Raw genomic sequence first — 12,540 nt, 5'->3', positions numbered from 1 at the left:
TCACCCCTCCGGCAGCGGGTAAAAGTCCCGATCATAGAGATCCTGCTCGCCATCACGCGCCTTGGCCCGCTGATAGGCCGGTCGCGCCTGCAGCCGCGCCCAATAGGCCATGAGCCCGGGGAACTCCTCCAGATGCACGTAGTAGCGGCCAAGCTCGAAGCTGTAAGCGAACATGATATCCGCCGCCGAAAACCCCTCGGGCAGCAGATACGCGCCCGTCAACCGCGCCTCCATCGCGCCAAGCGCCGCCCGAAGCCGCGCGGTCAGCAGTTTGATCACCACCGGCGAGGCCTGCGCCGGGTCGCGCAGGAACACCCGGTTGAGATTGAGGTTCTCGAGCAGACAGCCCACCGTCTCGGCATAGGACAGCATCTCGAGATACCGCCCCCGCGACGCCGCCCCCGGCAGAGGGGCCAGCGCCGCCTCGGGATGGCGCTCGCAGAGGCTCTGCACGATGGCCGCGCTCTCAAAGAGAACCTCGCCGTCCCATTCGAGCGCCGGCACCCGCCCCGCAGGCGACAGCGCCAGAAACTCCGGACTGCGCATCGACCCGTCGCGGATCGAATAATAGGCCACCTCATACTCCTGCCCGAGCTCTTCGAGCAGCCACATCACCCGAAACGACCGGCCAAGCGGCACATGGTGCAGCCGGATCATGCCGCGGCCTCCTCCTCATCCGCAAGCCGGACCAGAGGCGCGCCCGCCTCGACCTGCGCGCCCTCCTTGGCCAGAACCTCGGCCACCACGCCATCGCGCGCGGCCAGAAGAGAATGTTCCATCTTCATCGCCTCGAGCACGGCGAGCCTGTCGCCCGCCTTGACCTCTGCGCCGGGCGTGGCGAACATCGCCTTCACCAGCCCCGGCATCGGCGCCTCGATGACGCTCGCATCGCCTCCCGCCGCCGAGGCCCGCGCCAGCGGGTCGATGACATGAAAGCCGATGCCATAATCGGCAAAGACCGTGACCAGATCGCCCGTGACCACCACCGGCGGCGCCACCTCGCCATCGAGCATCCAGCGCCCGCCGATGCGCCGCGCCGCGATCACCGCCTCGCCCATCACCACGTCATGCGCATCCGGCCCAAGCGCCCGCAGGGTAAGCTCCTCTTCCTCCTCGCCCCGGCGCAGCACCACCTGACGGTTGAGCGGCGCCCAGAGGCTGAACCCGGTGTCCCCGGCCACATCGCCAAGCAGATCCTGCGCCGCCAAGGCGGCCAGCGCAAAATGCGCCGGGCGTGGTGCTGGCATGGCGGTGAGCGCGTCTATATCCCGCGCGATCAGCCCGGTATCGACCTCGCCCCGGCCAAAGCCTTCGTGCCGCGCCAAGGCCCCGAGAAAGCTCAGGTTGGTGACCGTCCCCGCCACTTCACAACGCGCCAGCGCATCGGCCAGCCGCTGCAACGCCACGTCCCGCGTCGGGCCATGGACGATGATCTTGGCAATCATCGGATCATACCACGGGCTGATCTCGTCGCCCGAGCGCACGCCACTGTCGGCCCGCGCGCCCTCGGGGAATTTCAGATGCCGCAGCACGCCGGTCGCGGGCAGAAACCCTTTCGGCACATCCTCGGCATAGAGCCGCGCCTCAAAGGCGTGACCGGTGATGCTGAGCTCGTCTTGCGCCTTGGGCAGGCGCTCGCCTGCCGCCACCCGCAGCTGCCATTCCACCAGATCGACGCCGGTGATGGCCTCGGTCACCGGATGTTCGACCTGCAGCCGCGTGTTCATCTCCATGAACCAGAACCCATCGGCCCGCAGCCCGTCCGAGCCGTCGACGATGAACTCGACCGTGCCCGCGCCCTTGTAACCGATGGCCTCGGCCGCACGCACCGCCGCCGCGCCCATCGCCGCGCGCACCGCTTCCGGCATGTCGGGCGCCGGGGCCTCTTCGATCACCTTCTGGTGCCGCCGCTGCAGCGAACAGTCGCGCTCAAAGAGATGCACGGCCCGCTCGCCATCGCCAAAGACCTGCACCTCGATATGGCGCGGCTGCTGGATGTATTTCTCGATGAGCACCGCCTCATTGCCAAAGGCGGTGGCGGCTTCACCTTGCGCACTCTTGAGCGCCTCCCCGAACGCGCCCGGCTCCTCCACCAGACGCATCCCCTTGCCGCCACCACCGGCCACGGCCTTGATCAGAACCGGATAGCCGATCTCTGCCGCCTGTTGGGCCAGAAAGTCGGGGTCTTGCTCTTCGCCGTGATAGCCGGGCACCACTGGCACCCCCGCCTCTTCCATGAGCGCCTTGGCCGCATCCTTGAGCCCCATCGCCCGGATCGCCTTGGCCGAAGGCCCGATGAACACCAGCCCCGCCGCCTCGACCGCCTCGACGAAATCGGGGTTCTCGCTGAGAAACCCATAGCCGGGATGGATCGCCTGCGCGCCGCTCGCCTTGGCCGCCTCGATGATACGCGCGCCGCGCAGATAGCTCTCTGCCGGGGCCGAGCCGCCGATATGAACCGCCGCATCCGCCAGCGCCACATGTTTCGCGCCCCGGTCCGCGTCGGAATAGACCGCGACCGACCGCACCCCCATGGCCCGTGCGCTTTCGATCACCCGGCAGGCAATCTCGCCCCGGTTGGCAATCAGGATCGTGTCAAACATGGCATTTCCTCTCTGCCGGGCGCGCCGCGCCCTTTCAACTTGCCGTTCAGTCTCATCTCTCTCAGGCGGCTCATTCCGCCCCGTCCTCTGGGCTGTCCTCTGCCCCGTCCTCTGCACTGGCCTCTGCGCCGAGCCGCGCACACCAGTCGATGCGCCCGCCCCCGTCATAGGCCACCGCCAGCCCCTCGCGGATCAGCCGCGCCCCCACATCCTCGCCCGCCACCTGCAGCGCGATCAGCAGCCGGTCGTATTTATCGCGGCCCCGCAGCTCATAGCGCACCGCGCCCTGCCCGATCAGCGCCCTGAGCCGGTCCGTCGCCAGCGCCCCATGCGCCAGCTCCTCGGCACAGCCCGGGCTCTTGGTCTCCGGCGTGTCAAACCCCACGAGCCGCGCGGTCATCTCCGCCTCCGCCCCACAGTCGAGCGCCACGGTGTCGCCGTCATAGACATAGCTCACCGCACAGCCCGCCATCGGATCGGCCACACTCTCCGGCCCCAGCCGCACCAGCAGCAGCCAGCCGCCCACGGTCAGCCCCGTGATCCCTATCGCCCGTACAAACACATCCACCATTCACCCAGTCTAAACCGACCCCGGACCCGGCCAAACCCCCACTGTCGCTTTGCCGACGCAATACCGACGTGTTACCGACCCGGCATTTCGACCCCATTGCGCCGCGCTCCCCGCCTCCGATCACATCCGGAAGACGCCGAATTTCGTGTCCTCGATCGGCGCGTTGAGCGCCGCCCGCAGGCTCAGCCCGAGCACCGTCCGCGTCTTGCGCGGGTCGACAATCCCATCATCCCAAAGCCGCGCACTGGCATAGAGCGGATGGCTCTGACGCTCGAACATATCGATGGTGGGCTGCTTGAATTCGGCCTCTTCCTCGGCCGACCAGCTGCCGCCCTTGCGCTCGATCGCGTCCCGTTTCACCGTCGCCAGAACCCCCGCCGCCTGCTCGCCACCCATCACCGAAATCCGGCTGTTGGGCCAGGTCCACAGGAACCGCGGCTGATAGGCCCGGCCCGACATGCCATAGTTGCCCGCCCCGAAAGAGCCGCCGACCAGCATGGTGATCTTGGGCACGCTGGTGGTCGCCACGGCGGTCACCATCTTGGCGCCATGACGCGCGATGCCCTCGTTCTCGTACTTTCGACCGACCATGAAGCCGGTGATATTTTGCAGGAAAACCAAGGGGATCTTGCGCTGGCTGCAGAGCTCGACGAAATGCGCGCCCTTCTGTGCCGCCTCGGAAAACAGCACGCCATTGTTGGCGATGATCCCGACCGGCATGCCCTGAACTTCGGCAAACCCGGTGACGAGCGTCTCGCCAAAGCGCGATTTGAACTCGTCGAGCCGCGAGCCATCGACCACCCGCGCGATGACCTCGCGAATGTCATAGGGCGTGCGCAGATCGCCCGGCACCACGCCGAGGATTTCCTCCGGATCATAGGCCGGCTCTTCGCCGCCGCCGGTCACCGGGGCCAGCGTCGCCCCGCCGAGCGATCCCACCGCCCGCCGCGCCAGCGCCAGCGCATGGGCATCGTCCTCGGCCAGGTAATCCGCCACACCCGAGAGCCGCGTATGCACATCGCCGCCGCCGAGATCCTCGGCGCTTACCACCTCGCCCGTCGCCGCCTTGACCAGCGGCGGCCCGGCGAGGAAAATCGTCCCCTGATCCCTTACAATGATGGTCACATCCGACATCGCCGGCACATAAGCCCCGCCCGCCGTACAGGACCCCATGACCACCGCGATCTGGGCAATCCCTTTGGCCGACATCCGCGCCTGATTGTAGAAAATCCGGCCGAAATGGTCGCGATCCGGGAAGACCTCATCCTGATTGGGCAGGTTCGCCCCGCCGCTGTCCACAAGGTAGATACAGGGCAGATGGCATTCCTCGGCGATCTCCTGCGCGCGCAGGTGTTTCTTGACGGTCATCGGGTAATAGGTCCCGCCCTTCACCGTCGCGTCATTGCACACGATCATGCAATCGCGCCCCTGCACGCGGCCAATGCCGGTGATCACCCCGGCACAGGGCGCGGCCCCGTCATACATGCCATGCGCCGCCGTGGCGCCCAGCTCGAGAAACGGGCTGTCGGGGTCGAGCAGATTGGCCACCCGCCGCCGGGGCAGCATCTTGCCGCGCCCTACGTGACGTTCCCGCGCCCCCGCGCCGCCACCCGCCGCGGCCCAGTCCGCCGCCTCGCGGATCTCGGCCAAGGCCGCCTCATGGGCCGCGCGATTGGCGGCAAAATCCTCTGATCCGGTCAGTATCTGGCTTTGCAGTTTCATGCGGCCCCCTCCGTTTCGCGCGCAGCACGCGCCTTGAGTTCCTTGCGGATCACCTTGCCCGTCACCGTCATGGGCAGCGCTTCCAGAAACCCGATTTCCCTTGGATATGAATATCTTGCGAGCCGTTCCTTGACCCATGATTGAAGCTCGGACGCCAAGTCATCAGAGGGGCTCACGCCCGCGCGCGGCACCACATAGGCCTTGACGATCTCGGTGCGCAGCGCGTCCGGCTTGCCCACCACGCCCACGGTCGCCACCGCCGGATGCATGAGCAGGCAATCCTCGATTTCTGCCGGCCCGATACGATAGCCCGACGAGGTGATCACATCATCCTCGCGCCCGACAAAGCGCAGGTAATCGCCCTCCCAGACGCCCCGGTCCCCGGTCAGCATCCAGTCGCCCGTGAATTTCGCCGCCGTCTCTTCGGGCCGGTTCCAATAGCCGAGCATCATGCTCGCCGAACCACGCCGCACCGCGACATCGCCCTCACCCTCGATGGGGCGGCCATCCTCGCCCAGCACGGCGATCTCATGGCCCGGCACCGGCTTGCCAATGGCGCCGGGGCGCGGCGCAAAGAGCGCGCCACAGGACGAGGCCACCAGATTGCATTCGGTCTGGCCATAGAATTCGTTGATCGTCAGGCCAAAGGCCCGCCGCCCCCAATCGAGCATCTCGGCACCCAGCGGCTCGCCGCCGCTGCCGATGGCCTTGAACCCGTCGATCTGCGTATCGGCGGCCTTGAGAACGCGCAGCGCGGTGGGCGGGAAAAACGCATGTGTCACAGCGGCTTGGCGCACGACATTCGTGCAATCCTCGGGGCTGAACTTGGGCAGGCGCGCGGCGACCACCGGCACGCCGAGCGCCAGCCCCGGCATCAGCACATCGAAGAGCCCGCCGATCCAGGCCCAATCCGCCGGGGTCCAGAGCACATCCTCGCCGCTCTCGCCCGGAAACTCGCAAAACATCTGCACCCCCGGCAGATGACCGGCGAGCACCCGATGCCCATGCAGCGCCCCCTTGGGGCTGCCCGTGGTGCCCGACGTATAGATCAGCACCGCCGGATCTTCGGGCCCGGTTTCCACCGCCGTAAAGGGCGCGGCACCGAGCGTGATCTCTTCGGGAAACACCGGCACCTGCCCATCGAGCATCCCGGCCCCCTCGGCATCGGTCACCACGAATTGCGCGCCCGCATCCTGCAACCGGCTCTGCAGCGCATCACGCATGAAGAGCTTGAACAAAGGGATTGAAATCGCGCCGATTTTCCAGATCGCGATATGCGCTGCAGCGGTCCAGGCCTCCTGGCTGCGCAGCACGCCGACCCGGTCACCCCGCCGCACGCCCCGCGCCACGAGATCATGGGCCAGCGCATCGGCCATGGATTGCAGCTCGCCATAGCTCACATCGCGACGGCCCTGCGTGAGGTCGATGATCGCCACCCGCTCGGGCGCCCGCGCGGCCCAGTCGTCACAGACCTGCGCCGCCATGTTGATCTGCGCCGGCAGGGCCCAATGGAACCCGGCATAGAGGCTGTCGTAATCGGGTTTGGCTGTCAGCATCTTTGTCACCACGTCAGGGCCAGCGCGGCAGGCGCCCTCACCCCATCGCTCCCATCAGCTCGCGCCCGATGAGCATACGGCGGATCTCGCTGGTGCCCGCGCCGATTTCCATGAGCTTGGCATCGCGGAAGATCCGGCCCACCGGCGCATCATTGAGAAAGCCCGCGCCGCCCATCGCCTGCACCGCCTGATGCGCCTGCACCATCGCCTGTTCGCTGGCATAGAGAGACAGCAGGCCGCCGCGTCCTGACGGGTGACAGCACCCCGGTCACAGGATTTGGCCACCTCATAGACATAGGCCCGGGCCGAGTTCATCGCCGTGTACATATCGGCGATCTTGCCCTGCATGAGCTGAAAATTCCCGATCGGCTGGCCGAATTGCTTGCGCTCCGACAGGTAGGGCATGATCTCGTCCAAACAGGCCGCCATGATGCCAAGCCCGATCCCCGCCAGAACCACCCGTTCATAATCGAGCCCGGACATGAGCACGCGCACCCCGCGCCCCTCTTCGCCGAGCACGTTCTCGAACGGCACTTCGACATTGTCAAAGATGAGCTCGGCCGTGTTGCTGCCGCGCATGCCGAGCTTGTCGAAATGCGGGCTGGTGGAAAACCCGGTCATGCTCTTTTCGATCAGAAAGGCGGTGATGCCCTTGCTGCCCGCCTCCGGGTCGGTCTTGGCATAGACGACGAGCGTGTCGGCATCGGGCCCGTTGGTGATCCAGTATTTGTTGCCATTGAGGCGGTAATGGTCGTTGCGGCGCTCGGCGCGCAGCTTCATCGACACCACGTCCGACCCGGCGCCCGCCTCGGACATGGCCAGCGCGCCGACATGCTGCCCCGAGACCAGACCGGGCAGGTATTTCTGTTTTTGCTCGTCGCTGCCGTTGAGCTTGATCTGGTTCACACAGAGGTTCGAATGCGCCCCATAGCTCAGCGACACAGAGGCACTGGCGCGCGCCAGCTCCTCGACCGCCACCACATGCGCGAGATAGCCCATGCCCGCGCCGCCATATTCCTCGGGCACGGTGATGCCCAAAAGGCCAAGCTCCCCCATCTCGGGCCAGAGTTCATTGGGAAAGACATTCTTGCTGTCGATCTCGGCCGCCAGGGGCTTAACCCGATCCTGCGCCCAACGGTGCACCATCTCGCGCAGCGCGTTCACATCCTCGCCAAGGTCATACTGCATCACCGCGTTGAACATCCCCAAACCTCCCAAAGTTTATTGAACGCTTGTTCATTTACAACGACAGCCACCCCATCGCGTCAACGATTCCCTCTGCCCCGGCGCCTTGCAAACAAAAAAGCCCCGGCGCAGTGGCCGGGGCTTGATCTCCATGTCTCAGCGATCAGTGCCGAAAGCTCTTGATCTCGCCGCTTTCCAGCCGCGCCATGTAGGATTGCATCTCCCGCTTGACGATCGGCGCCAGGAAATAGAGCCCGAGGATGTTCGGCACACAGATCAGGAAGACCAGCGCATCCGAGATATCGAGGATCGGACCGAGCTGCACGACACAGCCGAGCACAACGAACAGGCAGTAGAGCACCTTATAGCCGTTCTGCCCCATTTCCCCCTCGCCAAAGAGATAGGTCCAGCCCTTGAGCCCATAGTAGGACCACGAGATCATGGTCGAGAAGGCAAAGAGCAGACCGGCAAAGGCCAGCGGGATGGGGAACCAGCTCAGCTGACGCTCGAACGCGGCCGAGGTCATGGCAATGCCGGTGGCGTCACCTGCGAAATTCGGGTCGGCCACCTGGCTCGTCCCGATCACCAGCGCGGTGATGGTACAGATCACGATCGTGTCGATAAACGGCTCGAGCAGCGAGACATAGCCTTCGGTCACCGGCTCATCCGTCCGCACCGCGGCATGGGCGATCGAGGCCGAGCCAATGCCCGCCTCATTCGAGAACACCGCCCGCTGAAACCCGATGATCAGCGCGCCAAGCGCCCCGCCTGCCACACCTTCGCCGGTAAAGGCGCCGGTAAAGATATTGGCAATGGCCTGCGGAATGGCCGAGCCGTTCATCATGATCACGATGAGCGCAAAGACACAGTAGAACACCGCCATGAAGGGCACGATCTTTTCGGTCACGCTGGCGATGGATTTGATACCGCCGATGATCACCGAAAATACGATACAGGCGAGGATGAGCCCCACCAGCCAGCCATAGCCGTCAAGCGCCCCGCCCGCCACATTGTTGAGCTGCACATAGGCCTGGTTCGACTGGAACATATTGCCGATGCCAAGCGCTCCGACAAAAATCCCGATGGCATAGAGCGTGCCCATGAACTTGCCAAATCCCGGCATGCCCCGCTCGCTCAGACCTTGGCGGAGATAATACATCGGACCACCGGACACCGAGGCGTCGGGGTTCTCATTGCGGTATTTCACGCCCAGCGTACATTCGACGAATTTGGTCGACATGCCGAGGAACCCGGCCACGATCAGCCAAAAGGTCGCGCCCGCGCCGCCGACGGTCACCGCCACCGCGACCCCGCCGATATTGCCGATGCCCACCGTGCCCGACACGGCCGTCGCCAGCGCCTGAAAGTGGCTCACCTCCCCGGCGCTGTCGGGATCGGCATAATCGCCCCGCACCAGCCGGATCGCATGGCCGAAACCACGGATGTTCACGAACCCCATGTAGAAGGTAAAGAACACCGCCCCCGCCACCAGCCACAGCACCACGAGCGGCAGCTCGGCCCCGGCAATGGTGATCTTGAAAAAGACGATCTGCCCGATCACCGTCGCAATCGGCGCGGTGAAATTGTTGATCGCATCGTCGATCCCGGCATGGGCCGGACCGCTAAATAGAACCGCCGCCAGCAGCAGCATCAGTACACGTGTCATCACGCACCTCCTTGTCGTTTTATTTTTTGGGTATTTGCCTTCGGTCCTTGCTTGATCCGTTACGGCACAACGACGACCGGAACCGGCGCGGTCTGGATCAGGTTGCCCGCCACCGAGCCAAAGATCAGCGATTTGAGCCCACCCTGCCCGCGCCGACCGATGACGATCTGCGCGGCGTTGTGATCGCGGGCGAGCCGGATCAGGGTTTCGGCGGGTTGGCCATGGCGCACCACGCCCTCGGCCTCGATCCCTTCGCCGGTGACACGGGCCAGCGCCGGCGCCACCACCATCTCATTTGCGCGGTCGATCTCGGCCTCCCGGCGCTCGTGGCGCTGGGCGTTTTCTTCCGGTGTGTTGAAGGTGTAGGGCGACCATTCGATGACAAAAGCGATCACCAGCTTTGATCCCGCGGTCTTGGCCCGTTTCAGGGCATGGTCGAGCGCCCGATCCGATCCGGCGCTGCCATCGACAGCGAGCAATACAACATTATCCATCGTACCTTTACTCCACTTGGGGGCCCCCGAGCGCCATATCGCGACAGAGCTCAACGAGGCTGCCCACCACCTTACGCAAGGGAAATCTCCGGGCAATAGGGCCAAAATGCATTCGGAATTAGGTCCAGATAACTTTAGGTAGAATAATTTCGAAAAAATTCGGAACAAATTCCCCGGCGCTCGCGTTGGCTCCCAACACCCGAAAACCGGAGAGATCATGAACTCAGGGAACAAGGCCATATTCTGGAAACGCCTGTCCGAGATCCGGGCCGGTATGTTGATCCCTGACGGGGCCGATCCGCGCCCCATGGCCCATGCCGTGCGCAGCGAAGACAACGCGCTCTGGTTTCTCACCGACAAGGCAAGCGACGTGGCTGAGGCCGCCAATCGTCGCGCCAAAGCCCGCCATGTGGTGAGCAGCCCGGATGCCAAGCTCTATGCCACGATCGACGGCCAGCTCTCGGTCGAGACCAGCCGGGACAAGCTCGATGACATCTGGACGCCGATGGCCACCGCCTGGTTCGAGGGCGGGCGCGACGATGATCGGGTCTGTCTCGTGGCCTTTCGCCCGACCCGGGCCGAGATCTGGGCCACCAAGGGCACGACCCAGTCGCTCTATCAATTCGCCATGGCAAATCTCACCGCCGGGTCTCCCGATCTCGGCGAACATGAGATTCTCGAGTTCTAAGCGTCTGATCCCGCCTATCCCGCCTGATAGACCGCGCTCACCTCGGCGCGGATGATCCGCGCGATCAGCGCGCAATCCTCAACCGAGAAGGTCAGCGGCAGGCGCATGTCGAGAATGCCCTTCAGAATACGGTCGCTCTTTGGCATCCGCTCGCTCGGCGCATAGCGCCAGCTGTCATAGCGGCTGGTAAAGCCCGCGGGCTCGGCCCCGCCAAACCATTTGAGCTCGACCCCCCGCGCCTTGCAGCGGCTCACCACCTCGTCGATCTTGGCCTCGCTCCAATCGAGCAGCAGGAACTGGATGGACGAGCCGACATAGGTCTCCTCCTCAGGCCGCTCCACGATGGTGAGACCGCCTGTGTCGCGCAGCCCCGCCTCGACCGCCTGATAGCGGGCATTCCACGCCGCGCATTGCGCATCGAGCCGGGCCAGCTGTGGCCGCAGGATCGCCGCGCGCAGATGATCCATCCGCCCCGAGACGTTCGGCGTGTGATATTTCACCTCTTCGAACACCTCGGCCGGCGGCACCGTGCCATTGCGCCCATAGAGCATGTAGGACCCCGACAGGATCGTCGCCCGCGCCATGACCTCGTCATCATCGGTGACGAAGAGCCCGCCCTCGCCCGAATTCATATGTTTGTAAGTCTGGGTCGAATAACAGCCGATGAGCCCATGCCGCCCCGACGGCACACCGCGCCACGCGGCCCCCATCGTATGGGCGCAATCCTCGATCACCGTGACGCCCGCGTCATTGCACAGCGCCATCAGCCGATCCATGTCGCACAGATGGCCCCGCATATGGCTGAGCATCAAGACCTGCGCCTGACCGAGCTTGGCCTCGAGATCCTCGAGATCGATGGTCAGCCCCTCGGTCACGCCGACAAAGACCGGCACCGCGCCCATGCTGGCAATCGCACCCGGGACAGGTGCCAGCGTAAAGGCATTGGTGAGCACCTTCTCCCCCGGCTTCACGCCAATCGCGCGCAGCGCCGTGGCCATGGCATAGCCCCCCGAGGCCACCGCCAGCGCATATTTCGCCCCCGTATAGGCCGCGAATTCGCGCTCGAGCATCCCGGTCTCGCCGACCTCGTCGCCCACCAGATTATAGCGGTGCAACCGCCCCGATTTCATCACCTCGAGCGCCGCCGCGATACCCTCGTCGGGGATCGGTTCCTGCTGGGTGAAATTGCCTGTGAATCGCTCTGTCATATCGCCACCCTGAGGTCACTTGCTGCGCCGGTCAATCAGGGCTGATGATCTTTTCGATTAGCCGACGGATGGTTTCGGACTATCCGACGACGCGCCGCAGGATCGCGGGCAATTCCTCGTAACTGCCGAGGATCGCATCGGGTTCGAGCGCCGCCACATCCTCGCCGCCGGGGCCGAAATTCACCAGGATCGACGGCACGCCCGCCGCCCGCGCCGTGGCATGATCGGTGAGCGTATCGCCCACCATCACCGCCCGCGCCGGATCGCCGCCGGCCCGCCGCGCCGCCTCGCGCAGAGGCTCGGGGTCCGGCTTGCGCACCGGCAGCGTGTCGGCGCCGACCAGCGCGTCGAACGCATCGAGCACCCCCATCCGGGTCAGCAGCAGATGCGCGAGATACTCGGGCTTGTTGGTACAGACCGCGAGCTTCCAGCCCTCGGCCCGCAACAGCGCCGCCGTCTCGAGCGCCCCGGGATAGAACCGCGTATGGGTGTCGATGGCGGTCTCGTAATGATCGAGCAAGGGCTTGTAATAGCTGTCGACCAGCGCCGTATCGCCGCCCCGGCCCAGCCGCTCGAATCCAAGGGTCAGCATCGCCCGCCCGCCCCGGAGCGCGGCCCGCGCATCGCGCTCCGGATGGAGCTGATCGACCTCGCCCATCGACCGGAAACAGGCATTCGCCGCCGCGATCAGATCGCCGCTCGTATCGGCCAGCGTCCCATCGAGGTCGAAAATCACCGTCTGGACCATGCTGTGCTCCCTTCTCTACAGGATCTGGCGCGAAACCGCCGAAACCTGTTACATTCCGCAATCTTCTTTGATCCATACAAAGCTTGCGCCAGACCTGCC

The 12,540-nt window shown here is 65.2% G+C and carries 10 protein-coding genes and 1 pseudogene; 1 reads left to right on the top strand and 10 read right to left on the bottom strand.

Translation table 11 applies throughout. The features are described 5' to 3' along the window. The 8 genes and pseudogenes from ISM_RS14085 to ISM_RS14050 form a co-directional block, all read right to left on the bottom strand. On the bottom strand, positions 1 to 657 hold the full coding sequence (locus ISM_RS14085; RefSeq protein WP_009814861.1) for a glutathione S-transferase family protein: 657 nt from the start codon (positions 655 to 657) through the stop codon (positions 1 to 3). Further along, the gene (locus ISM_RS14080; RefSeq protein ID WP_009814860.1) at positions 654 to 2,603 is read right to left on the bottom strand and encodes an acetyl/propionyl/methylcrotonyl-CoA carboxylase subunit alpha; all 1,950 of its coding nucleotides are present in this window, start codon (positions 2,601 to 2,603) and stop codon (positions 654 to 656) included. Before ISM_RS14080 ends, ISM_RS14085 begins: the two co-directional genes overlap by 4 nt. A 70-nt stretch (positions 2,604 to 2,673) precedes the next feature. Beyond that, positions 2,674 to 3,171, bottom strand: a complete 498-nt coding sequence (locus ISM_RS14075; RefSeq protein ID WP_254655686.1) for a thermonuclease family protein — start codon at positions 3,169 to 3,171, stop codon at positions 2,674 to 2,676. A 123-nt stretch (positions 3,172 to 3,294) separates the two neighbouring features. After that, the gene (locus ISM_RS14070; RefSeq protein WP_009814858.1) at positions 3,295 to 4,896 is read right to left on the bottom strand and encodes a carboxyl transferase domain-containing protein; all 1,602 of its coding nucleotides are present in this window, start codon (positions 4,894 to 4,896) and stop codon (positions 3,295 to 3,297) included. Continuing rightward, the gene (locus tag ISM_RS14065; RefSeq protein ID WP_009814857.1) at positions 4,893 to 6,452 is read right to left on the bottom strand and encodes an AMP-binding protein; all 1,560 of its coding nucleotides are present in this window, start codon (positions 6,450 to 6,452) and stop codon (positions 4,893 to 4,895) included. Before ISM_RS14065 ends, ISM_RS14070 begins: the two co-directional genes overlap by 4 nt. 37 nt (positions 6,453 to 6,489) lie before the next feature. Beyond that, positions 6,490 to 7,655: pseudogene (locus tag ISM_RS14060) on the bottom strand (isovaleryl-CoA dehydrogenase). A gap of 145 nt (positions 7,656 to 7,800) precedes the next feature. After that, on the bottom strand, positions 7,801 to 9,303 hold the full coding sequence (locus ISM_RS14055) for an alanine/glycine:cation symporter family protein (protein ID WP_040618103.1): 1,503 nt from the start codon (positions 9,301 to 9,303) through the stop codon (positions 7,801 to 7,803). A 59-nt stretch (positions 9,304 to 9,362) separates the two neighbouring features. Beyond that, entirely contained in the window at positions 9,363 to 9,797 is a 435-nt protein-coding gene (locus tag ISM_RS14050; RefSeq protein WP_009814853.1) for a universal stress protein, read from the bottom strand. A gap of 217 nt (positions 9,798 to 10,014) precedes the next feature. Here ISM_RS14050 and ISM_RS14045 point away from each other — a divergent pair, with 217 nt between their 5' ends. Further along, positions 10,015 to 10,485, top strand: a complete 471-nt coding sequence (locus ISM_RS14045) for a pyridoxamine 5'-phosphate oxidase family protein (protein WP_009814852.1) — start codon at positions 10,015 to 10,017, stop codon at positions 10,483 to 10,485. A 14-nt stretch (positions 10,486 to 10,499) separates the two neighbouring features. On the opposite strand, the gene ISM_RS14040 is transcribed toward ISM_RS14045, so the two are convergent. Next, positions 10,500 to 11,693 (bottom strand): DegT/DnrJ/EryC1/StrS family aminotransferase, encoded by a 1,194-nt coding sequence (locus ISM_RS14040; RefSeq protein ID WP_009814851.1) that lies wholly within the window; start codon positions 11,691 to 11,693, stop codon positions 10,500 to 10,502. Positions 11,694 to 11,772: 79 nt separating this feature from the next. Further along, positions 11,773 to 12,441 (bottom strand): HAD-IA family hydrolase, encoded by a 669-nt coding sequence (locus ISM_RS14035; protein WP_009814850.1) that lies wholly within the window; start codon positions 12,439 to 12,441, stop codon positions 11,773 to 11,775. Between the last annotated feature and the right edge of the window lie 99 nt (positions 12,442 to 12,540).

Origin of the sequence: Roseovarius nubinhibens ISM (assembly GCF_000152625.1) — a bacterium.
Classification (GTDB): domain Bacteria; phylum Pseudomonadota; class Alphaproteobacteria; order Rhodobacterales; family Rhodobacteraceae; genus Roseovarius; species Roseovarius nubinhibens.
Note: the sequence above shows the minus strand (reverse complement) of the source record. Positions and strands in the feature narration are given on the sequence as shown.